Origin of the sequence: Nocardia transvalensis NBRC 15921 (assembly GCF_000308875.1) — a bacterium.
GTDB lineage: Bacteria > Actinomycetota > Actinomycetes > Mycobacteriales > Mycobacteriaceae > Nocardia > Nocardia transvalensis.
The window spans coordinates 344,288-366,009 of record NZ_BAGL01000002.1; the positions used below are offsets into that span (position 1 = coordinate 344,288).

Genomic DNA, 21,722 nt, shown 5'->3' on the forward strand with positions numbered 1-21,722 from the left:
GGCGATCGAGGCGTGTCAAGGAGGGGCGTGACATGCGGGGATCGCCAGCACATCGTGCACCAGTCTCGCGCGTCGTGCCGACTGTTCGGCAGCGGTGGTAAGGGGGCTGATCATCGGATCGCGGCCATCGGCCCGGGTCGGGCGCGCCGTAACCGAGGTGCGTCCGGCGTCCGATTTCGGGCAGGATGGAAGAGGTGACCCGTCAGCACCTGCCCAAACCGAAGATGGTGGCCACCGATGTCGATGGCACTCTCATCGATGAGCGCGAGCATGTCACTCCGCGCACCCGGGCGGCGGTGGCCGCGCTCGTCGCCGACGGGGTGCCCTTCGTCCTCGCCACCGGCCGCCCCCCGCGCTGGATCGATCCGGTGGTCGACGGGCTGGGGTACGCGCCGCTGTGCGTGTGCGGCAACGGCGCGGTGATCTACGACAGCGCCGCCGACCGGATCCTGCACACCACCACCCTGGACGTCGAGAGCCTGGCCTGGATCGCGGATCTGGCCGAGCGGGTACTGCCCGGCTGCGGCCTGGCCGCCGAGCGGGTCGGGGCCAGCGCGCACGACGCGGCCACGCCCCAGTTCGTGAGTTCGCCGGAGTACGAACACGCCTGGCTGAATCCCGACGACACCCAGGTCGCCCGGCGCGAGGTGATCGCGGCCCCGGCGGTGAAGATGCTGATCCGGCTGCGCGGTGCCGCCAGCGCCGATATGCGCGCGGCCCTGGAACCCGATCTGGCCGGGCGCGCGGATGTCACCTACTCGACCGACAACGGCCTGATCGAGCTGTCGGCGCCCGGCATCACCAAGGCGTCCGGCCTGGCCATCGTCGCCCAGCGGCTGGGCGTCCAGCACGCCACCCTGGTCGCCTTCGGCGATATGCCCAACGACGTGCCGATGCTCCGGATGGCCGGTCACGGGGTGGCCATGGCCAACGCGCATCCCGAGGCCCGCGCCGCCGCCGACGAGGTCACCGCGACCAACTCCGCCGACGGCGTCGCCCAGGTGCTGGAACGCTGGTGGGCGAGCTGAGCGCGACTACTCGGTAGCCGCGTCGTCGGCGGGCTGCTCCGGCAGCGGAGGTTCGGCGGGTGCGGCCGGGTCGGGGATGTCGCCGACCGCCGGGGCGGGATCCGCTTCGGGGACCGGCGGGATGTCCTGGCCGGCCGCCGGGACCGGCGCCGGTTGCGGGACGGGGTCCGGTGCGGACACTTGTTCTGGAGCGGGTGCGACCGGTGGCGCCGGGTTCCGGGGCGGCTGTTGGCGGGGAGCGTCGTAGTTGTTCAGCAGCGTCGTGACGACGCCCGTCACCTGGTTGAGAATCAGTGAGCCGTACTGGAAGTCGGTGCGCAGGCCGTCCGGCACCGGATAGGCGCTGCGCTGCGGCAGGCCGAGCAGGCCGGTCTCGGCGCCGAGCTGGACGAAGCGGTCCAGGATGCGGCCGACCACTTCGACCACCGAGCCGTCCGGGCCCGCGTAGACGTAGCCGTTGACGAACTTCGCGTACTGCCCGCCGTCGCCGGTCGGCTGCGGCTCGGATGCGGCGGCGCCGAGGGGGCCGTCCGGCCCGCCGTGGTCGGCCCAGTACCGCGCCACCACGTTGTCGCTGACCATCCCCAGCACCTTGCCGGTCAGATCCGCGAGGGCCGCCAGATCGGACTGGGTGCGCTGGGTGCGCGGCCCGGTGTTGTTGCTCGCCTGGGTGCCCACGCCGCCGCCGCTGTTCGCGGCGATCTCGCGGATCCGGTCCATCAGCGCGTATGCCGCGTCGCCGGGGCAGGTGGTGTTGCCGACGTCGCGATGGGCGAAGACGGTCGGCAGTTGCACGGCCTCGCCCTGCGCGTACGGCGTGAATTCGGTGCCCTCCGAGTACATCGTGGTGCGGCCGGTCGGGTTCAGCCCGGCGACCTTGGCGCGCCAGCCGATGAACTGCCCGGCCGCCTGGAGCGCGGCGTCGGTCGGCGGCTCGGTCTCGAAATCGCCCATCAGCGCGACGCCGGAGGTGTTCTCGTTGAACCCGCCCGCGTGCGCGCCCTGCACCGGCCGGTCGAGCCCGCCGGCGTGGCCCTCGAAGATCTGCCCGTACTTGTCGACCAGGGCGTGGTAGCCGATATCGCACCAGCCCAGCGTCTTCGCGTGATAGGCGTAGATGGACCGGACGATGCCGGCCGATTCGGCCGGGGAGTAGTCGTTGCGACCCGCGGTGTGGTGCACCGTGATTCCGCCGAGGCCGTCGTCGTAGGTGGGGTCCTCGCAGCGGATGGATTCGTCGGCGCCCCACTGCGCGCGGCTGATCACCTTGGGTCCGCCGCCCGACAGCGGCGCGGCCACGGTGGAGAGGTTCTCGTCGACCGCGCCGCGGCCGGGATCGATCAGCACCGCCGACAGCGCGGCGTTCAGATGGGCCGGATCGTCGGAGCGGCCGGGCGCCGGCGCGGCCGCCTTGCGCGTGGTGAGCACCTGGACGGCAGTGGTCTTGCCCACGTAGATCGGCTCGGTGCCGGTCTTTCCGGCGGGGGCGTGATCGTTCGCGCGGGTGTCGACCCGCTCGGTGGCGAACCACGGTCCCCAGCTGCCGTCGGGTGTGCGCGCCCGGACCATGGCCTTGGTGCCGCCGAGGTCCTGCGCGGTGAGTCCGACCATGCTGAACGGGGTTTCGCGGGTGAGTTCCTTGACCTCCGCGCCCACCTGGTCGGCGAGTTCGGGCCCGACGGCCCCGGGCGCGAGGGCGGGTGTTCCGGGATCGGCGCCGGGAATCGGATCGGCGGGCTCGGCGTCGTCGAGCGGCGCGGCGATACGGCTCGGACCGCCGCTCGGCCGGCGGGGCGGCGCGGGCTGCACCGCGGTGGGCTCGGACGGCCCGAACTGGGGGAGCGGAATCTCGCCGGGTAGCTGCACGCCCGGCGGCGTGGGGAGGCCCGGCGGGACCGGAATCGCCCGGGGCAGCGGGATTTTGCGCAGATCGGACAGGCGCAGATCCGGCAGGTCGAGCCCGGTGAACTCGCGCAGCGGCAGGACGACGTCGGGTGCGGAGGCGAGCGCCACCTCGGCGAGTTGCGCGGGGATCGCTGCGAGATTGCTTTCGTTCGCGGAGTGATAGTCGGGTGTGTCGCGCAGGACGAGACCGGCGAGCGGCGCGGTGACCGCGAGCGTGGCCACCACCGGGAGAATGTACGGGCGATTCGGTCTGCGATACGGCACGAGCGTCTCCCCTTCAGGTAGAACCGTTGGCCGTCAGTAGCGCATAAGGGTTGATTCCTGACGGAACAATGGTCACACTAGTCACAATCGTCACAAATCTAAACCTTCGGTTGAGGATTAGGGCTAGATAGCTCGAATGTAACTTCCAAGTAGTCGCACAGCGGGCAGGACATGCCGAACGGAAACAACCGGTGACCTACCCGCGAAACCCGGTGGGAGTGCACATGGCAAGCGCGGGACGACGGTGGATCGCGGTGCTGCGACAGGGTGACCTCGTGCGCCGCCGCCGACGGCGGCAGTTCGCGGTGGCGGGCCTGGTCGTGGTGACGGTCGCCGGCGGCGCGGCCGTGGTGTACTCGGCCTGGCCCGAGACGGCGGTCCGGCCGCTCGCCGGTGTCGGGCACGGCCGCGGGATGAGTCAGGTCGGCGCCTTCGACCAGGCGATCGCCGGCGCCACCGCCGACGGCATCCTCGCGCATTACTATCCGGGCGCCGACCTGGGCACGGTCGGGCCCACGGCCGTGCGGGTGCGGCTGACGGCCGACGACAACGAGACCCTCGACGTCTTCTCCGACGCCGGGCTGACCGTCGCCGACAGGCGGGTCGTGCCCGGTCAGGCCGCCCACCTCACGCCCATGCCGGACGGCGGCGCCAATGTCGTGATCACGGCCGGGTGCACCGGCGACGTGATCTGGCAGGGCGCGGCCGAGGATCCCTTCGCGTATCCGGTCGACGCCGGGACCAACCGGCCGCCGGCCGAACATCTGAAGGTGTGCGGCGGCGGCACGTACCGCGGCGCGGTCGGCGTGGCGCTGGAGAACGGCGAGCCCCGCACCGTCAACCAGGTCGACGTCGATGACTACCTGATGGGCGTGGTTCCCGCCGAGATGCAGGCCAACTGGGCCGATCAGGGCGCCGCCGAGGCGTTGCGCGCGCAGGCCGTCGCGGCCCGCTCCTACGCGCTGGCCGAACATCGCTACCCCTACGCGCAGACCTGCGATATCACCGACTGCCAGGCCTATCCCGGCACCGAGCGGGAGGATCCGCGCGCCACGGAGGCGGTCCTGGCCACCTCGGGCCGGGTGCTGTTGCGGGAGGGCAGGATTCTGCGCACCGAGTATTCGGCGGCGCCGGGCGGCGGCCAGCCGATCGATATCTCCACCCTCGAGGTGGGCCCGAGCCCGGACGAACTAGCCCCCGCCCCCGAGGCCCCCGTCGCCCCGCCGCCCGTCGACGCCGGTCAGCAGCGGGTGCGCGGCAGCAGCATCATCGATGCGAAGTACCTCGAAACAGGCGGTCCCACCGGCCCGCTGGGTGAGGCGCTCGGCCCCGAGGCGTGGCTCCCCGGCCGCATCGGGACCTACCGCACCTTCGACAACGGCGTCATCATCGCGACCCCGGCGCTCGGCGCCCGCGTCGTGGACTTCGCCACCCTGCTGCAAGAGGTCCCGGAGGCCGCGCCCGGCACGCGAACCGGGGCGATGCCCAACGGCCAGGCGATTCCGGGCGGCGGCACGGTCGCGCCGAACACCGCCGCCGTGCCCACGCCCCGGGCCACGACGCCGCCGGAGGCCCCGGCCGCACCAACCCCACACCCGTCGGCGACCGGCGGTCAGACGCAGGCGACCGCTCCGGACGGACCTGCCGAACCGTGGACCGCCGAACCCGATCCTGAGACGGGTATCGCGCCCGATCCCGGCACCGAACCGGTGACCGACGCGACGATGCCGGAGGGTTCCGAGACTCCGGTCGGCTGAGTCGAGACTCGCCGCACCCTCGAAAGCGCCTGTCGCCGAACGGGTTCGATGCCGCTACCTGCTCAGCTCAGCGTGGTGTCCCCGAGTGATTCCGACAGCACCCGCAGCAGCCCCGCGAGCTGGTCCAGCTCCGCGCGGTCCACGCCGCCCAGCAGCCGGATCTCGTTGTCGACGTGCAGGGGCATGAGCCTGTCGATCGTGTCGAGGCCCTCGTCGGTCAGCTGGATGCGGACCGTGCGGCGATCCTTGGGATCCGGCGTGCGCCGCACCAGGCCCTTGGCCTCCATCCGATCGATGCGGTTGGTGATGGCGCCCGAGGTGACCATGGTGGTCTTGATCAGTCCGCCCGCGGTCAGCCCGTCCGGGCCGCCGGACCGCCGCAGCGTGCTGAGCACGTCGAACTCCCAGTACTCCAGCCCGTAGTTCGCGAAGAAGTCCTTCATCTCGCGTTCGAACAGGTGACCCAGCCGCTTCAGCCGCCCGACGACGTGCGTCGGCCACACGTCCAATTCGGGTCGCACCCGGCCCCACGCCGCCACGACCTCGTCCACCGCGTCACTCACCGGCCGCACCTCCCTTCGCTCGGATAAATCTCAACATTCAGATACTTGACACTAAGACTGTAGGTGGTGTGTTATCTCAACGTTGAGATTATTGATGAGGAGAGACCGGTATGACAACCACCTCGCCCGCCGCCGCCTCGCGTGTCGGCACGCTCGCCCTGACCGGCCTCGCGCCGCTCGTCTGGGGCAGCACCTATGCCGTGACCTCGGAATTCCTCCCGGCCGATCGGCCGATGTTCACCGCGATGATGCGGGCCCTCCCGGCGGGTCTGGTTCTGCTCGCCCTCACCCGGGCACTGCCGCACGGCCGGTGGATCTGGCGCACGGTCGTCCTCGGGGTGCTGAATTTCGGGGCCTTCTTCCCGCTGCTGTTCCTCGCCGCCTATCGGCTTCCCGGTGGCGTGGCGGCCGTACTCGGCGCGGCGGCGCCGATGTTCGCGGTCGTGCTCACCGGCCTGCTGCTGCGTGAGCGTCCGAGCGGCCGGAAGCTGCTGGCGGGCGTGATCGGCATCGTCGGCGTGAGCTTGGTGGTGCTGCGGGCCACCGCCGCGCTCGACCTGATCGGCGTGCTCGCGGGGCTCGCCGGAGCCGCCTCGATGGCCGCGGCCACCGTGCTGGCCGGGCGCTGGGGACGGCCCGAGGGGGTCGGGCCGCTGACCGTCACCGGCTGGCAGCTCACCGTCGGCGGGCTGGTGCTGCTGCCGCTGGCCCTGGTGACCGAGGGCGCACCGCCCGCGCTCGACGGCGCGGCCGTCGGCGGCTACCTGTACCTCGGGGCGATCGGCACGGCCGCGGCCTACGCGGTCTGGTTCCGCGGCCTCGCGCGGGTGGCCGCCACCTCGGTCGCCTTCCTCGGCCTGCTCAGCCCGCTGTCGGCCGCGGTCATCGGCTGGGCGTGGCTCGGCCAGGCGCTGACGCCGCTGCAACTGCTGGGTATGGCGATCGCGCTGGGCGGCACCCTCCTCGGGCAGACCGGTGGCCGCCGGGCGCCGACCGCCGCGCCGGCTCCGGCCGCGGTGAGCGCGCTCCGGGCCGCCTGATCCGATTCGAACCACATCCAAGGAGCGAAAGACCATGCGTATCACCGTTTTCGGAGCCTCGGGCGAGGTCGGCAGCCGGGTCGTGCGAGAGGCGCTGGCCCGCGGGCACCAGGTCACGGCGGTCTCCCGCGACACCTCCCGGCTGCGCTCGCTGCCGGTGGAGGTCGAGGTGCGCGCCGGTGACGCCGCCGATCCGGAGGACGTCGCCGACCTGGGCGCCGGCAGCGACGTGGTCGTCAGCGCCACCCGCCCCGGTCCCGGACGGGAGTACGAACTCGCGGCCGCCGCCGACGGGCTGCTGTCGGGCCTCACCGGTACCGGCGTCCGGCTGCTGGTCGTCGGCGGCGCCGGGAATCTGACGGTGCCGGGGGCGCACGGGAAAACCGTGGTCGAGATGCCGGACTTCCCGGACGGCTGGCGGCCCATCGCCCTGGCCTGCCACGCGCAGCTGGAGATCTTTCGCGCGTCGCGGCGGGATGTCGATTGGGCGTACCTGAGCCCGCCGTCGAATCTGGCGCCCGGCGACCGGACGGGCGAGTACCGGCTCGGCGCCGACGAACTCGTCGTCGACGCCGACGGTAACTCGCTGATCTCGACGGAGGATCTCGCCGTCGCCCTTCTGGACGAAGCCGAGCGGCCGAAACACCATCGGACGCGGTTCACAGTCGGATACTGAGATCGGACTTGACCTTGACGTAGCGTCAACTTGCACGCTGGATGTATCGACGCGGACGAGGGGAGAAGCGGTGGCGGGGACCGAATGGTCCATCCAGGAGCTGGCCAAGGCGGCGGGCACCACGAGCCGGACGCTGCGCCACTACGGCCAGCTCGGGCTGCTGCCGCCCAGCCGGATCGGGACCAACGGATACCGGTACTACGACCAGGACTCCCTCGTGCGGTTACAGCGCATCCTGCTGCTGCGGGGCCTCGGCCTCGGGCTGCCGGTCATCGCCGAAGTGCTTGCCGGAGAACAGGATACGACGGCCGCGCTGCGGACGCACCTGGATCTGCTGCGCCAGGAGCAGGACCGGATCGCCCGCCGGATCGCGTCGGTGCAGACCACATTGCACAAGACGGAAGCAGGTGAGCCGCTCATGGCGGACGAGGTATTCGACGGATTCGACCACACCCAGTACAAGGACGAGGTGATCGACCGCTGGGGCAAGGACGCCTACGAACAGGGCGACCGCTGGTGGCGCTCGCTGTCGGAGGCGGAGAAGAAGCAGCACTTCCAGACCCACGTCGATATCGCCGCCGACTACGGCCGAGCCCACCGGGCGGGCCTCGACCCGAGCAGCGAGGAGGTCCAGGCCATCGTCCACCGCCACTACGACTGGGTGACGAGCGGCTGGCAGGGCCGCTGCCCGACCAGGGACTACTTCATCGGCCTCGGCGACATGTACGTCGCGGACCCCCGCTTCGGCCAGAACTACGACAAGCACGGCCCCGGCACAGCCGAATTCGTCCGCGACGCGATGACCGCCTACGCCGAAGCACAGCTGTAGACAACGGAGTCCGCCCCCCGACCCTCGCACGGTAGAGTTCGCGCCGGAGTGAAAAGGGGGGAACACCCGTGAGTTATCCGTACGGTCAGCCGGGCGATCCGGGCCAGGGCTATCCACCACCGGCGTACCCACAGGCTGGTTATCCACAGGCCGGTTATCCACAACCTGGCTATGTGCAGCAGGGTTATCCACAGCCGGGCTATCCACAACCCGGTTATCCGCAACCGGGTTACCCGCCCCCGAAGGTCGGCGGTGGTTCCGCCATCACCGCCGGGGTCCTGGGAACGATTCTGGGGATCCTCGCGGCGATCGGCTCGGTCGTCTCGCTCGTATTCGCGGCGGACGCACCGTCTTCGGCGCGCGGCGGACTCCAGGCGGCCGCGGCGATCACCGGCGTGGTGGCGCTGCTGTGGCTGCTCGGGGCCATCCTGCTGTTCGCGCGGAAGACGGCGGGGCAGGTCATTCTCGTGCTGCTGTCCGTCCTCGGGATCATCGGCAATGCCATCGCGGCGCTCGCGACCGGCGTCACGATGCTGTTGCCGGGACTGATCGGAATCGGTATCGCCGCGGTCGTTCTGGTGCTCGCCGGCGCGAAGTCGACCAGCCAGTGGATCGCCGCGAAACGGCCCGCGTACCCGCCGCGCCCGATGTACGGCCAGCCGCCCTACCCGTATTACTGACGAGGATCGTCATGGCTTATCCCTACGGCCAGCCCGCCTACGGCTATGCCCCGGTACGGAAACCCGGTGCGGGAACGGCGATCACGGCCGGCATTCTGGCGCTGCTGCAGGGCCTGGTGTTCGCCCTCGCGGAGACCGGTGCGATCACCTCCACGCGCCATGCCCGGAACGAGGGGTACTCCGACGCGCTGCCGTTGCAGATCCTCGCATTGGTAATGATCGGATGTGTCGCCGGATTCTTCCTGACCGGGGCGATCCTCCTGTTCTGCCGCCGCGCCGCGGGCCGTTTCCTGGTGATCACCGCCGCGGGAACGATCCTGGTGGTGGGCAGCATCGCCGGGGCCGTGGCCATGATCCGCGACGGCGTGGACGAGCCCGACGTCCAACCGGTCAGCATCTTCGTGATCGTGGTGTTCGTCATCGAACTACTCACCCTCGGCCTCGCCGCCGCCGGACCCACCGCCCGCTGGATCGCCGCCCGGGGCGCGACCGCGTATCCGCCGCCCTACTACCCGCACCACTGAGCGCCGCCTACACCGCACACATCGACCGCGGCACGCCTGGCGTGAGGGGGGTTCGGCAGCGTGCCCCCGGCCGGAACCATGGGGAGGCGGGCTGGAGGAGGGCGGGGCAGCTACGCTGGGCTCCCGTGACCGTCGCATCCCCCTTCGATCTCATTGTCGTCGGCTCCGGCTTCTACGGACTGACTATTGCCGAACGTGCCGCCAACCTGCTCGGCAAGCGGGTGCTGGTGGTCGAGCGCCGTCACCATCTCGGCGGCAACGCATACTCCGAAGCCGATCCCGAAACCGGCATCGAGGTGCACAAATACGGAGCTCACCTGTTCCACACCTCCAACAAGCGAGTGTGGGACTACGTCAACCAATTCACCGAATTCACCGGGTACCAGCACCGCGTCTTCGCCATGCACAAGGGGCAGGCCTACCAGTTCCCCATGGGCCTGGGCCTGATCTCGCAGTTCTACGGCCGCTACTTCACTCCCGACGAGGCCCGCGCGCTGATCGCGAAGGAATCCGCGGAGATCGACACCAAGGATGCGAGCAACCTCGAGGAGAAGGCGATCTCCCTGATCGGCCGTCCCCTCTACGAGGCCTTCATCCGCGGCTACAACGCCAAGCAGTGGCAGACCGATCCGAAGAATCTGCCCGCCAGCACCATCACCCGGCTACCCGTGCGCTACACCTTCGACAACCGCTACTTCAACGACACCTACGAGGGCCTGCCGAAGGACGGCTACACCGCGTGGCTGTCGCGGATGGCGGAGTCCGACCTCATCGAGGTGCGGCTGAACACCGACTGGTTCGAGGTGCGCGAGGAGCTGCGCGCGCAGAGCCCGGACGCGCCGGTCGTCTACACCGGCCCGCTGGACCGCTACTTCGACTACGCCGAGGGCGAACTGGGCTGGCGCACCATCGATTTCGAGACCGAAGTGCTGGAAACCGGTGACTACCAGGGCACCTCGGTCATGAACTACAACGACGAGGACGCGCCCTACACCCGCATCATCGAGCCGCGGCACTTCCACCCGGAGCGCGACTGGTATCCCGGCGACAAGACGGTGATCCAGCGCGAGTTCTCCCGCTTCGCGCAGACCGGCGACGAGCCGTACTACCCGATCAACACCCCGGAGGACCGGCAGAAGGTGCTCGCCTACCGGGACCGCGCCAAGGCCGAAACCGCCTCGGCGAAGGTGCTTTTCGGCGGCCGCCTGGGCACCTACCAGTACCTGGACATGCACATGGCCATCGGCGCCGCGCTGAGCGCGTTCGACAACGTGCTGCGCCCGCACCTCGAGAACGGCGCGCCGCTCGTGGACGAGGCCGCCGAGTGACGACCACCCTGGAAGAGATGACGACCACCACCGACACCCGCGCGAAATCCCTGCTGCAGCGCATCATCCTGCCGCGGCCGGGCGAACCGCTGGACGTCCGCACCCTCTACCTGGAGGAGTCGGAGACCAATGCCCGTCGCGCCCACGCGACGTCGCGCACCTCGCTGTCCATCGGCGCCGAATCCGAGGTGTCGTTCTGCACCTACTTCAACGCCGTCCCGGCCAGCTACTGGCGGCGCTGGTCGGTGCTGAAGTCCGTGGTGCTGCGCTTGGAGCTGTCCGGCCACGGCCGCGTGGACGTGTACCGCTCGAAGGCTGATGGATCGCGGATCCATGTGCAGGGCAACGAGTTCGGTATCGGTGGGGATCCCGGCCGAAAGCATGCCGGGAAAACAGAAGAAGACTCGCCTCTTGCCGGGATGAGGGAAGCGGACTCGCCTCTTGCTCCTGGTTCCGGCGCGCTTTTGGCCGGAACCTCGGTCGAATTCGAGATAGACCTCGCCCCCTTCGAGGACGGCGGCTGGATCTGGTTCGACATCACCTCCGACTCGCAGGTCGAACTGCACAGCGGCGGCTGGTACGCGCCGGTGGAGGCGCCGGGGGAGGGCAGCATCGCCGTCGGCATGCCGACCTTCAACCGGCCCACGGACTGCGTGAAAACCCTTGCGGCGCTGGGCTCGGACCCGCTGGTGCTGGAGAAGGTCAAGGCCGTCATCATCCCTGACCAGGGCACCCGCAAGGTCGTCGACGAGCCCGGCTTCACGGAGGCCGCCGCGACCCTGGGCGACCGCCTCGCGATCCACAACCAGCCCAACCTCGGCGGATCCGGCGGCTACAGCCGCGTGATGTACGAGGCGCTGAAGACCACCGACGCCCAGTACATCGTCTACATGGACGACGACATCGAGATCGAGCCGGACTGCATCCTGCGCGCGCTGGCGTTCGCCCGGTTCGCCCGCACGCCCACGCTCGTCGGCGGCCAGATGCTCAACCTGCAGGAGCGCTCGCACCTGCACACGATGGGCGAGGTCGTCGACCGCGGCATCTGGATGTGGACCGCGGCGCCCAACGTCGAATACGACCACGACTTCTCCAAATACCCGCTGCGCGACCGCGACAACTCCAAGCTGCTGCACCGCCGCATCGACGTCGACTTCAACGGCTGGTGGACCTGCGTGATCCCGCGCCAGGTCGCGGAGGAGATCGGCCAGCCGCTGCCGCTGTTCCTGAAGTGGGACGACGTCGAATACGGCCTGCGCGCCCGCGCGGCCGGCTACCCGACGGTCACCCTGCCGGGCGCCGCGGTGTGGCATATGGCGTGGAGCGACAAGGACGACGCCATCGACTGGCAGGCGTACTTCCACCTGCGCAACCGCCTGGTGGTCGCGTCGCTGCACCTGCCCAACGACGGCCGCCCGATGGTCCTCAACACGATCAAGGCGACGCTGAAACACCTGCTGTGCCTGGAGTATTCGACGGTCGCCATCCAGAACCAGGCGATCCGCGACTTCCTGGCCGGGCCGGATCGGCTGTTCGAGCTGCTGCCGACCGCACTGGGCAGCGTGGCGCAGATGCGCAAGGAGTTCCCGGACGCGGTCACCCTCCCCTCGTCCACCGATCTGCCGCTGCCCAGCGGCTCCGATGTGGGCGCGGTCGCCGAGCCGGGCAACCCGATCGCCAAGATCGTGCGGCTCGGCAAGGGCGTCCTGCACAATCTGCGCCCGGCCAAGACCGAGCACCACGACCGCCCGCAGCTCAACGTGCCGACGCTGGACGCCCGCTGGTTCCTGCTCTCGCAGGTCGACGGCGTCACGGTCACCACCGCGGACGGCCGCGGCGTGGTCTACCGCAAGCGCGACCCGCGCCAGGCATGGGGACTGTTCAAGGAGGCGATGCGGCTGCGCCGGGAGCTGGCCACCGAATTCCCCTCCGTCCGCGAGCAGTATCGTGCTGCGCACCCGCGCCTCACCAGCACGGCGGCGTGGGAGACGGCATTCGGCATCGGCCGCACCGACACGAACAGGAACGAGCAATGACAGCGACCGCACCCGAGCCGGCCGAGGCACCGCACCTCCAGGTCGTGCCCGAGCCCGCCGCCGCCTCGCCCGCCGAGGTGAAGATCCTCAACCTGGTCCAGGGCACCATCGGCCGCAATCCCGCGGTCGTCAAGGCGGCCCGCGGCATGTCCCATTTCGGCGAGCACTCGCTGGGCTGGGTGGGCATCGGCGCGGCCGGCGCGCTGCTGGACAAGCCGCGCCGGCGGCAGTGGGCCGGGGTCGCGGTGGGCGCCTTCGGGGCGCACGCCGCCTCCGTGATCATCAAGCGAATCGTCCGCCGCCCCCGCCCGCACGACCCGTCGGTGCAGGTCAACGTGTCGACGCCGAGTAAGTTGAGCTTCCCGTCGTCGCACGCGACATCCACGACGGCGGCGGCGGTATTGCTCGGACGACTGACCGGGCTACCCTTGCCTGCGGTACTCGTACCGCCGATGCTGCTGTCCCGGCTCGTGCTCGGGGTGCATTACCCCTCGGATGTGCTCGCCGGGTCCGCGCTGGGTGCCGCGTCCGCAGCCGCCGTGCTCGCCGCCGAAAAGAGAACCGCACGTGACCGCACAGGAAAGAACCCTCGTTGATATGAGTGAAGAGCCGACCAGCGTCGACCTGGACGAGGCCGTCATCAAAGGGCCGCCGAAGACCCTGGTCGGCGGCATCGTCAAGGCGGTGCGGCCGCGTCAATGGGTGAAGAACGTCCTGGTGCTGGCGGCTCCGCTGGCGGCCGGCAAGGACGCGGTGTCGAGCGTGTCCGTCCTCGGGCACGTCGGCATCGCCTTCGTCGTGTTCTGCCTGGCGGCCTCGGGGATCTACCTGATCAACGACGCGCTGGACGTGGAGGCCGACCGGGCCCACCCGACCAAGCGGTACCGCCCGATCGCGGCGGGCGTCGTCCCGATCAACCTGGCGTACGCGCTGTCGCTGGTGCTGCTGATCGCCTCGATCGCGGTGTCGTTCACGGCGTCGTGGCATCTGGCCGTGGTCATGGCGGTCTACATCGGCATCCAGATCGCCTACTGCTTCGGTCTGAAGCATCAGGCGGTGCTCGACATCAGCATCGTGTCGTCGGGCTTCCTGCTGCGCGCGGTCGCCGGTGGCGCGGCGGCGGATATCACTCTCTCGCAGTGGTTCCTGCTGATCATGGCGTTCGGCTCGCTGTTCATGGCGGCCGGAAAGCGGTACGCGGAGTTGAAGATCGCGCTGGACACCGGTGCGAAGATCCGCAAGTCGCTGCAGTACTACACGCCGACCTACCTGCGCTTCATCTGGACCCTGTCGGCGACCGCGGTCGTCATCTTCTACGGGCTGTGGGCATTCCAGCAGCAGCAACACAAGGACACGCAGTGGTATGCGATCTCGATGATTCCGTTTACCATCGCAGTCCTGCGTTACGCGGTCGACGTCGATGGCGGCGAGGCCGGTGAACCCGAAGAGATCGCGCTGGGGGACCGCATATTGCAGTTCCTGGCCATCGCCTGGATCGGAGCGGTAGGTGTCGCTGTCTATCTCGCCTGACGAGAGGTTGGTAGAGGGAGAAGGGCGCGAAGACGGTCCGCCGACCAGCACGCTGGCTGTCGGCGACGGAGAGCGGGAGGCGAGCGCCTCCCGCTTCGCGCGATTGTCCCGAGCCACCTTCGTCGGTGGGGTAGCCCTCACCGTGGTCCTGTTCGCGGCGGGGGCCTGGCAGCGGCGCTGGATCGCCGACGACGGGCTCATCGTGCTGCGTACCGTGCGCAATCTGCTCGCGGGGAACGGACCGGTCTTCAACGCGGGCGAGCGGGTGGAGACCAACACCAGCGCCGCCTGGACCTACGTCGTCTGGTTCTTCAGCTGGCTCACCCACGCCCGGCTGGAGTACGTCGTGCTCGCGGTCGCGCTGGCGATGTCGGTGCTGGCCGTGGTGTTCGCGATGCTGGGCGCGGCCCGGCTGTGGGGCGGCACCGCGGGGCAGCTGCTGCTGCCGGCGGGCGCGATCGTCTACATCGCGGTGCCACCCGCGCGCGACTACGCGACCTCGGGCCTGGAGAACTGCCTGGTCATCTTCTGGCTCGGCGTGCTGTGGTACCTGATGATGCGCTGGAGCCAGGCCGCGAAGCCGGGGCTCGGGAGCTATCTCGGCGTGGCGTTCTGGGCCGGGCTGTCGTGGCTGGTCCGCCCGGAGATGACGGTCCTCGGCGGGCTGGTCCTGCTGATGGTCTTCTGCGCGCCGATGCCGCAGTCGCGGCTGACGTTGCTGCGGCCGATCGTGATCCGCGCGCTGCTGGTCGCTGTCGGCGGCGCGATTCCGGTGGGTTACCAGATCTGGCGCATGGGCTACTACGGGCTGCCCTATCCCAACACGGCGGTGGCCAAGGAGGCGAGCGGCGCCAAGTGGGGCCAGGGCTTCACGTACCTCTGGGACCTGGTCGGGCCGTACTTCCTGTGGCTGCCGGTAGGCGTGCTGGCGGCGGTGGCGGTGTTTTATCTCATGCGCCGTCCATCGTCGCTTTCCCGGCGTGCTTTCGGCCGGGATCTCGCCGAGGATTCCGGCCAAAAGCGCGCCGGAAAAACGGGGGAGGGCGAGCGCGCCGGAAAGGCTGCGCAAGGCCAGGCCGAGAGCGTGTCTCGGCTGCGTGCCTGGCAGCGCCGCCTGCGCAGCCCGCGTGCCGTGGTCGCGCTCATGCTTTTCGCCGGACTCCTGCTGATCGCGTTCAACCTGCGCGTCGGCGGCGACTTCATGCACGGCCGGATGTTGCTGCCGCAGCTGTTCATTCTGCTGCTGCCCGTGTCGGTGGTGCCGGTGCGGCTGCCCGAGGGCGGGCGGGCGCCGGTGTCGCAGTGGGTGCGCGGGCCGGTGCTGGTGCCGCTGGCCGGATGGGTGATCGCGGTCGGCTGGGCGATGTACGTGTCCGGTACGGTCGCCAACACCTCCGGCAGCCAGCTCAGTGCCACCGGGATCGTGGACGAGCGGATCTACTACGTCCTCAACAGCGGTCACGACCACCCGATCCTGGCCGAGGACTACCTCGACTACCCGCGCATGCGCGCGATGCTGGAGGCCATCGAGAACACCCCGGACGGCGGGCTGCTGATCAACTCGCCGTCGTTCATGATGTGGTACGTCGCGCCGCCGCCGCTGCCGATCCCCGACGGCGGGGCCGGGCACACCGTGTACTTCCTGAATCTGGGAATGACGAGTATGAACGTTCCCCTCGACGTGCGCGTGATCGATCAAGAGGGCTTGGCCTACCCGCTGGCCGCGCACACCGACCGGCTCGTCGACGGCCGCATCGGGCACGACAAGAACCTCTTCGCGGACTGGGTGCTCGTCGATCTCGGCATGGTCGACCGGCATCCGTGGATGCCGTGGTTCATGGACGAGAAGTGGGTGATCCAGGCTCGCACCGCGCTGAGCTGCCCGGCGACCCAGGACCTGCTGGCGTCCTATCGTGCCCCGCTCACCCGCGACCGGTTCAAGCACAACATCATCCAGTCGCTGCACTTCGCCAAGTACCGCATCGATCGCGTCCCGAAATACGAGATTCAGCGGTGCCATCTGGTGGATCCGATCCCGTCGCCGGTCCCGAATTAGAGATGAACGAGATATCGCCTTCGACACTTTGTCTCATTTTGGTAACGCCGGGGTGGCGTCGAAGCGATAGGCTCCCATGAGTACGTCCGTCGGGAGCGCGTGCAGGCACGGCTCGCGACGGTGATCCGCAAGAAGCGGCCGGGCCCGGCCGCACAAGGGAAAGGCCGAACAGAATATGCGAGGCGTGACTGTGCGTTGGGCGCAGGAAAGACGTCGGAGACGGTCGCCGCAGGTCGGCGCGCGACGTTCCGGCTGGATGAAGCGCTCGGTGCTGGGCGTCGCCTTGGCGACGTTGCTACCGTTCGGGGTCTCGGTGGCAGGCGCCGGTACGGCATCGGCCGCATTCGATCCCTCCGCTATCGACTTCTGGGTCGATTCCCCCGTCATGGGCCCCATCAAGAGCCGCATCTTCCGCGCTGCCGACGGCAACACCAGCCGGGTCGTCTACGCCCTCGACGGCATGCGCGCCCGGCAGGACATCAGCGGCTGGGAGGCCGAGACCAACATCGCGGCCGAGCTGACCAAGGCCAATATCAACGTGGTCATGCCGGTGGGCGGTCAGTCCAGCTTCTACGCCGACTGGAACGCGCCCAGCTCGTTCCTGGGCCTGCCGCCGATCTCCGGTTCGTCGTCCGGTTCGGCCTCCGGCTCCGGCGCGACCCAGGTGCTGGCCGACGGTCCCGGTAAGAGCTACAAGTACGACTGGGAATCGTTCCTGACCCGCGACCTGCGCAACGCGCTGCGCGACCGGCTGGGCTTCAGCACCACCCGCAACGGCGCGTTCGGCCTGTCCATGGGCGGCAGTGCGGCCCTGATGCTGGCGGCCTACCACCCGGACCAATTCAGCTACGCCGGTTCGTACTCCGGCTACCTCAACGTCTCGGCGCCCGGTATGCGGGAGGCGCTGCGCGTGGCGATGATCGACGCCGGCGGTTACAACATCGACTCGATGGCGCCGCCGTGGGGCTCGAAGTGGCTCTACATGGATCCGTTCGTGTTCGCGCCGCGGTTGAAGGCCAACAACACCCGGCTGTGGGTCTCCGCGGGCAGCGGCCTGCCCGGCCCGGTCGACGGCCCGAACTTCAACACGCTCAACGCGATGGGCCTGGAGGCCCTGGCGCTGGCCAACACCCGCGCGTTCCAGGTGCGCATGGCGACCCTGGGCGCCGGCAACGTGACCTACGACTTCCCCAATGTCGGCGTGCACAACTGGCGCTACTGGGAGAGCGAGGTCTATCGCATGCTGCCGGACCTGTCGGCCAACATCGGCTGACCCCGGCACTTCCCGACGAACCCCACGGTGGCACGGCCCCGTGGGGTTTTTCGTATCCGGCTCCCCGGTTCACCCCCTAAGCCGGAAGTTTGCTGAATTGCCACCCAATCCGCCGTCCAGTTCGTCTTCGGGCCTATTGTGTGTCGCGGGTCACTGTTCGGCTTATTTCCGAGTTGAATCACTTTGTTGCAACACCGGATCGCCGATACTCGATTCGTATCGCAGTACCAGCAGTACACCGGCGTGCTTTCCGCGCCGACGGTTTGTCTGTGTTGTCCGAAGATGAGGGCCGGGTGCGTGACGAGGGAACGGACACGCTCGGTTCTCGAGTGAAAGGTCGAACTCGATGCGATTTGCGCGCAGGAAGCCGAAGGCCGGTAATGCGGGTCGTTCGTGGCTCAGGCGGTCGGTGGTGGGCATGGCGGTGGCAGTGATGCTGCCCCTGGGAGTGTCGGTGGCGGGCAGCGGCGCGACCGCGTCGGCGGCCTTCGATCCGTCGGGATTCGACTTCTGGGTGGACTCGCCGGCGATGGGCCCCATCAAGTCCCGGATCTTCCGCGCCAAGGACGGCAACACCGACCGCGTCGTCTACGCGCTCGACGGTATGCGCGCGCCGCAGACGCTCAACGGCTGGGAGATCGAGACCAACGTCGCCCAGGTCCTGACCGACTGGAACATCAACGTCGTGATGCCGGTGGGCGGCCAGTCCAGCTTCTACGCCGACTGGAACGCCCCGAGTTCGTTCTTCGGCATCGGGCCGACCGGCTTCGGCTCCTCCAGCGGGTCGGGCGCGACCGAGACCTTCCTGGACGGCCCGGGCAAGAGCTACCGGTACGACTGGGAGACCTTCCTGACCTCGCAGCTGCGCGGCGCGCTGAGCGACCGCCTCGGCTTCCGGGCCGACCGCAACGGCGCCTTCGGCCTGTCCATGGGCGGCAGCGCGGCGCTGACGCTGGCGGCCTACCACCCGGACCAGTTCAGCTTCGCCGGATCCTTCTCCGGCTACCTGAACATCTCCGCGCCCGGTATGCGGGAGGCGATCCGCACGGCCATGATCGACGCGGGCGGCTACAACGTCGACGCCATGGCCCCGCCGTGGGGTCCGCAGTGGCTGCGGATGGATCCGTTCGTCTTCGCGCCGCGGCTGATCGCCAACAACACCCGGCTCTGGATCGCCGCGGGCAGCGGCGTGCCGTCGCCGCAGGATCTCGCCCTGCCGCCGGGCGCCGCCGCCGACCACATCGTCCGCGGCACGCCGCTGGAGGCGCTGGCGCTGGCCAACACTCGCGCCTTCCAGGTCCGGATGATGTCGCTGGGCGCGCAGAACGCGGTCTACTCGTTCCCCGACGTCGGCGTGCACGACTGGTTCAACTGGCAGGACGAGGCGTACCGGATGATCCCGGATCTGTCGGCGAATATCGGATGACGGTTTGCGTCACGATTCGGTCTCGCCACGCGTTTCGAGTGGGTCGGCTTCGAATGTCTGCCTATGAAGGTTCGATGAAATAACGCCGAAGCCCCCGTTCACGAACGGGGGCTTCGGCGTGCGGTGTCGATCGTCGGAAATCTCGAAGCGCGGTCAACCGGTGACCGCACGGGCGAAAGGTCGGGTCGATGCGGTCTGCGTGGGTACGCGGAGCGGTTGCCGGAAAACGAGTGCGGGCGATCGGCCGCACACTGGCGGGAATGGCGCTGGCGGTGGCGATTCCGCTGACCGTCACCGTCGGCGGAACGGCCGGGCCGGCCGCTGCCGCCTACAACCCGGCCGGATTCGACTTCTGGGTCGACTCCGGCATGGGACCGATCAAGAACCGCGTCTTCCGCGCGGCCGACGGAAACACGCAGCGGGTGGTGTACGCGCTGGACGGGCTGCGGGCCCGCAACGACCTGTCGGGCTGGGAAATCGATACCGACATCTCCCGGGTGCTGCCGCTGTGGAACATCAATGTGGTGATGCCGATCGGCGGGCAGTCGAGTTTCTACAGCGACTGGGACGCGCCGAGCAACACCAACGGACAGGCCGTCGCCTACGGCTGGGAAACCTTCCTGACCCGCGACCTGCGCGCGGCGCTGCGCGACCGGCTGGGTTTCAATCCGGTCGGCAACGGCGTCTTCGGCCTGTCCATGGGCGGCAGCGCGGCGCTCACCCTCGCCGCCTATCACCCGGATCAATTCCGCTACGCCGCTTCCTATTCGGGATACCTGAACCTTTCCGGCCCGGGGATGCGGGAGGCACTGCGCGCGGCGATGCTGGACGCCGGGGGATTCAACATCGACGCGATGTGGGGGCCGCCGTGGGATCCGCGCTGGCAGCGCAACGATCCCACGTTCTTCGCGCCGCTGTTGCGCCAGAACGGGACTCGGCTCTGGATCTCCTCGGGTAATGGCCAGCCGGGCCCGCAGGACGCGGTGAGCAGCGTGGTCGACGCCTACCACCTCACGAATGCCGAGGTACTGGAGTCGATCGCCCTGGCCAACACCCGCGCATTCCAGGAAAGTCTGGGCCAGGCCAACGCTGTGTTCGACTACACACCGGTCGGGGTGCACTTCTGGCATTACTGGACCGATCAGGTCTTCAAGATGCTGCCCGACCTGAGCGCCAATCTCGGTTGAGCGCCGGGTATTTCGGTTGGCGCGACAATCACCGCCCGGACGCGATAGGGTCTCCACACCATTACGAAAGGTGCACGGGCGGATTTCGGTCACGTGGTTCGTCCCATCTTGCTAACGGTTGAACGGTCGAATATCGTCCAGCGAGCGCAAGTGTGACCAGTTCGTAGACGTGCCGTCGCTCACGCGGAAGGTCGGGTTCCGAGGTGAGTGGGGATCGTGCTGCCGCTAGCATCACGCTCTCGCGGTACGGCAATGACACACGGCTATAACACGCGGCTACAACAGCAGACCACAGCAGCAGAAAGAGAGCAAGATCCATGCGTTTCGGCAGATCCGCGCAGCCAGGACGGCGAAATGCTCAGTTCGGCTGGCGCGCACGGTTGCTCGCCGTCGGCGCAGCGGCCCTGGCTCTCCCGATCGCGGCGGCTGTCGCGACACCCTCCATCGCACTGGCGAATCCGGTCGTCGCCCCCGTGCACCGCACCCCGGCGGGTGGCTACGAGGAGCTGATGGTCCCGTCGAGCATGGGCCCGGTGAAGGTGCAGGTGCAGTGGGCGCGGGGCGGCGGTAACGCCGCGCTGCTGCTGCTGGACGGCCTCCGCGCCCGTGACGACCGCAACGCCTGGTCGTTCGAGACCAACGCGCAGGAGCAGTTCGGCAACGACAACGTCACCCTGGTGATGCCGGTCGGCGGCCAGTCCAGCTGGTACGCGGACTGGGCCTCGCCGAGCAACCTCAACGGCCAGAAGTTCACCTACAAGTGGGAGACCTTCCTCACCGAGGAGCTGCCGGCCTTCCTCGCCGACTACGGCGTCTCGCGGAACAACTGGGCCGTCAGCGGTCTGTCGATGAGTGGCCCGGCCGCGCTGCGGCTGGCCGCCTTCCACCGCGACCAGTTCAAGTACGCCGGTTCGTTCTCCGGCCCGCTGAACTGGAACGCGCCGGGCATGCGCGAGGCGATCCGCGTCATGATGCTGGACGCCGGCAAGTTCAACGTCGACTCGATGGCGGCGCCGTGGAGCCCGCAGTGGCTGCGGTCGGACCCGATGGTGTTCGCGCCCCAGCTGCGCGGCCTGCCGATGTTCATCTCCTCCGGCAGCGGCCTGCCGGGCGCGGCGGACGGCAACACCTCGGCGGTCGGCCTGTTCAACACCAGCAACGCGATGGCCCTCGAGGCGATCTCGATGGTGAGCACCCGCTCCTTCCAGGCCCGCCTGAACTCGCTGGGCATCCCCGCCACCTACGACTTCCCGTCGACCGGTACCCACAAGTGGCAGTACTGGCAGGACGAGCTGTGGAAGGCCCGCCCGGGCATCCTGGCCGCGTTGAATGCGGGATAAGTAGCCGCCGCTACAAGCACAAGCCCCTGGGGCGTCGCGTGATGAACTACGCGGCTCCCCAGGGGCTTTGTCGTGTTCTCAGTGAGATGCTGGTCAGCGCCGCAGTGCGCAGGCACGATTCGACGGGATTCGCACGTGGTGATCCCCTACTCCGCCGGGTAACTCGCCTAGCTCCCCGCGCGCCTTACACAGCAAACCGCCCGCGCAGAGGTACAACACTTTTGTGGCAGGTGTGGCAAATATCAGGCGTCGGGGCGCGCGGCGCGCTCGGCCGGAGCGC

General features: G+C 69.1%; 18 protein-coding genes. 16 read left to right on the forward strand and 2 right to left on the reverse strand.

Going from position 1 to position 21,722, the window contains the following annotated elements; translation table 11 throughout:
• The first annotated feature begins 185 nt into the window (after nucleotides 1–185).
• Nucleotides 186–1,028 (forward strand): HAD family hydrolase, encoded by an 843-nt coding sequence (locus tag ON41_RS01810; RefSeq protein WP_040744372.1) that lies wholly within the window; start codon nucleotides 186–188, stop codon nucleotides 1,026–1,028.
• A gap of 6 nt (nucleotides 1,029–1,034) precedes the next feature.
• Here ON41_RS01810 and ON41_RS01815 read toward each other — a convergent pair whose 3' ends face one another.
• A complete protein-coding gene (locus ON41_RS01815; protein WP_373281304.1) occupies nucleotides 1,035–3,158 on the reverse strand; it encodes an N-acetylmuramoyl-L-alanine amidase in 2,124 nt (707 codons plus the stop codon).
• 263 nt (nucleotides 3,159–3,421) lie between these two features.
• Here ON41_RS01815 and ON41_RS01820 point away from each other — a divergent pair, with 263 nt between their 5' ends.
• Nucleotides 3,422–4,954, forward strand: a complete 1,533-nt coding sequence (locus ON41_RS01820; RefSeq protein ID WP_063709815.1) for a SpoIID/LytB domain-containing protein — start codon at nucleotides 3,422–3,424, stop codon at nucleotides 4,952–4,954.
• A gap of 62 nt (nucleotides 4,955–5,016) precedes the next feature.
• Here the strand turns inward: ON41_RS01820 and ON41_RS01825 are convergent, their stop codons facing one another.
• Nucleotides 5,017–5,517 carry a MarR family winged helix-turn-helix transcriptional regulator gene (locus tag ON41_RS01825; protein WP_040744598.1) on the reverse strand — a complete coding sequence of 167 codons (501 nt, stop codon included), beginning with the start codon at nucleotides 5,515–5,517 and terminating at the stop codon, nucleotides 5,017–5,019.
• A gap of 110 nt (nucleotides 5,518–5,627) precedes the next feature.
• Here ON41_RS01825 and ON41_RS01830 point away from each other — a divergent pair, with 110 nt between their 5' ends.
• The 14 genes from ON41_RS01830 (at nucleotide 5,628) to ON41_RS01895 (ending at nucleotide 21,442) form a co-directional block, all read left to right on the forward strand.
• Nucleotides 5,628–6,557: an EamA family transporter gene (locus ON41_RS01830; RefSeq protein WP_063709816.1), complete on the forward strand. Its 930-nt coding sequence runs from the start codon at nucleotides 5,628–5,630 to the stop codon at nucleotides 6,555–6,557.
• Nucleotides 6,558–6,591: 34 nt separating this feature from the next.
• On the forward strand, nucleotides 6,592–7,233 hold the full coding sequence (locus ON41_RS01835) for an NAD(P)-dependent oxidoreductase (protein ID WP_040744375.1): 642 nt from the start codon (nucleotides 6,592–6,594) through the stop codon (nucleotides 7,231–7,233).
• Nucleotides 7,234–7,303: 70 nt separating this feature from the next.
• Nucleotides 7,304–8,062 (forward strand): MerR family transcriptional regulator, encoded by a 759-nt coding sequence (locus ON41_RS01840; protein ID WP_040744377.1) that lies wholly within the window; start codon nucleotides 7,304–7,306, stop codon nucleotides 8,060–8,062.
• Between the two features lie 68 nt (nucleotides 8,063–8,130).
• Nucleotides 8,131–8,742 (forward strand): hypothetical protein, encoded by a 612-nt coding sequence (locus tag ON41_RS42555; protein ID WP_085995584.1) that lies wholly within the window; start codon nucleotides 8,131–8,133, stop codon nucleotides 8,740–8,742.
• An 11-nt stretch (nucleotides 8,743–8,753) separates the two neighbouring features.
• Nucleotides 8,754–9,266, forward strand: coding sequence for a hypothetical protein (locus ON41_RS01850; protein ID WP_040744379.1), 513 nt, complete (start codon nucleotides 8,754–8,756; stop codon nucleotides 9,264–9,266).
• 125 nt (nucleotides 9,267–9,391) lie between these two features.
• Nucleotides 9,392–10,594, forward strand: coding sequence for a UDP-galactopyranose mutase (glf, locus tag ON41_RS01855; protein WP_040744382.1), 1,203 nt, complete (start codon nucleotides 9,392–9,394; stop codon nucleotides 10,592–10,594).
• 17 nt (nucleotides 10,595–10,611) lie between these two features.
• Nucleotides 10,612–12,630 carry a glycosyltransferase gene (locus tag ON41_RS01860; protein ID WP_040744602.1) on the forward strand — a complete coding sequence of 673 codons (2,019 nt, stop codon included), beginning with the start codon at nucleotides 10,612–10,614 and terminating at the stop codon, nucleotides 12,628–12,630.
• Nucleotides 12,627–13,226 (forward strand): phosphatase PAP2 family protein, encoded by a 600-nt coding sequence (locus ON41_RS01865; protein ID WP_083905055.1) that lies wholly within the window; start codon nucleotides 12,627–12,629, stop codon nucleotides 13,224–13,226. Before ON41_RS01860 ends, ON41_RS01865 begins: the two co-directional genes overlap by 4 nt.
• A gap of 1 nt (nucleotide 13,227) precedes the next feature.
• Nucleotides 13,228–14,160 (forward strand): decaprenyl-phosphate phosphoribosyltransferase, encoded by a 933-nt coding sequence (locus ON41_RS01870; protein ID WP_040744383.1) that lies wholly within the window; start codon nucleotides 13,228–13,230, stop codon nucleotides 14,158–14,160.
• Between the two features lie 52 nt (nucleotides 14,161–14,212).
• The gene (locus ON41_RS01875; RefSeq protein ID WP_040744606.1) at nucleotides 14,213–16,216 is read left to right on the forward strand and encodes an arabinofuranosyltransferase AftB family protein; all 2,004 of its coding nucleotides are present in this window, start codon (nucleotides 14,213–14,215) and stop codon (nucleotides 16,214–16,216) included.
• Between the two features lie 256 nt (nucleotides 16,217–16,472).
• Nucleotides 16,473–17,489 (forward strand): alpha/beta hydrolase, encoded by a 1,017-nt coding sequence (locus ON41_RS01880; RefSeq protein ID WP_051160855.1) that lies wholly within the window; start codon nucleotides 16,473–16,475, stop codon nucleotides 17,487–17,489.
• A 346-nt stretch (nucleotides 17,490–17,835) separates the two neighbouring features.
• Nucleotides 17,836–18,915: an alpha/beta hydrolase gene (locus ON41_RS01885; RefSeq protein WP_083905057.1), complete on the forward strand. Its 1,080-nt coding sequence runs from the start codon at nucleotides 17,836–17,838 to the stop codon at nucleotides 18,913–18,915.
• A gap of 188 nt (nucleotides 18,916–19,103) precedes the next feature.
• Complete coding sequence (locus ON41_RS01890; protein ID WP_174411277.1) at nucleotides 19,104–20,102, forward strand: alpha/beta hydrolase; 999 nt, start codon at nucleotides 19,104–19,106, stop codon at nucleotides 20,100–20,102.
• Between the two features lie 317 nt (nucleotides 20,103–20,419).
• Nucleotides 20,420–21,442 (forward strand): alpha/beta hydrolase, encoded by a 1,023-nt coding sequence (locus ON41_RS01895; RefSeq protein ID WP_174411278.1) that lies wholly within the window; start codon nucleotides 20,420–20,422, stop codon nucleotides 21,440–21,442.
• Nucleotides 21,443–21,722 lie beyond the last annotated feature (280 nt).

Coding starts and splice junctions, on each gene's coding strand:
- ON41_RS01810 (WP_040744372.1), top strand. CDS start 186: ATGGAAGAGGTGACCCGTCAGCACCTGCCCAAACCGAAGATGGTGGCC.
- ON41_RS01820 (WP_063709815.1), top strand. CDS start 3,422: ATGGCAAGCGCGGGACGACGGTGGATCGCGGTGCTGCGACAGGGTGAC.
- ON41_RS01830 (WP_063709816.1), top strand. CDS start 5,628: ATGACAACCACCTCGCCCGCCGCCGCCTCGCGTGTCGGCACGCTCGCC.
- ON41_RS01835 (WP_040744375.1), top strand. CDS start 6,592: ATGCGTATCACCGTTTTCGGAGCCTCGGGCGAGGTCGGCAGCCGGGTC.
- ON41_RS01850 (WP_040744379.1), top strand. CDS start 8,754: ATGGCTTATCCCTACGGCCAGCCCGCCTACGGCTATGCCCCGGTACGG.
- ON41_RS01860 (WP_040744602.1), top strand. CDS start 10,612: ATGACGACCACCACCGACACCCGCGCGAAATCCCTGCTGCAGCGCATC.
- ON41_RS01865 (WP_083905055.1), top strand. CDS start 12,627: ATGACAGCGACCGCACCCGAGCCGGCCGAGGCACCGCACCTCCAGGTC.
- ON41_RS01870 (WP_040744383.1), top strand. CDS start 13,228: ATGAGTGAAGAGCCGACCAGCGTCGACCTGGACGAGGCCGTCATCAAA.
- ON41_RS01880 (WP_051160855.1), top strand. CDS start 16,473: ATGAAGCGCTCGGTGCTGGGCGTCGCCTTGGCGACGTTGCTACCGTTC.
- ON41_RS01885 (WP_083905057.1), top strand. CDS start 17,836: ATGCGATTTGCGCGCAGGAAGCCGAAGGCCGGTAATGCGGGTCGTTCG.
- ON41_RS01890 (WP_174411277.1), top strand. CDS start 19,104: ATGCGGTCTGCGTGGGTACGCGGAGCGGTTGCCGGAAAACGAGTGCGG.
- ON41_RS01895 (WP_174411278.1), top strand. CDS start 20,420: ATGCGTTTCGGCAGATCCGCGCAGCCAGGACGGCGAAATGCTCAGTTC.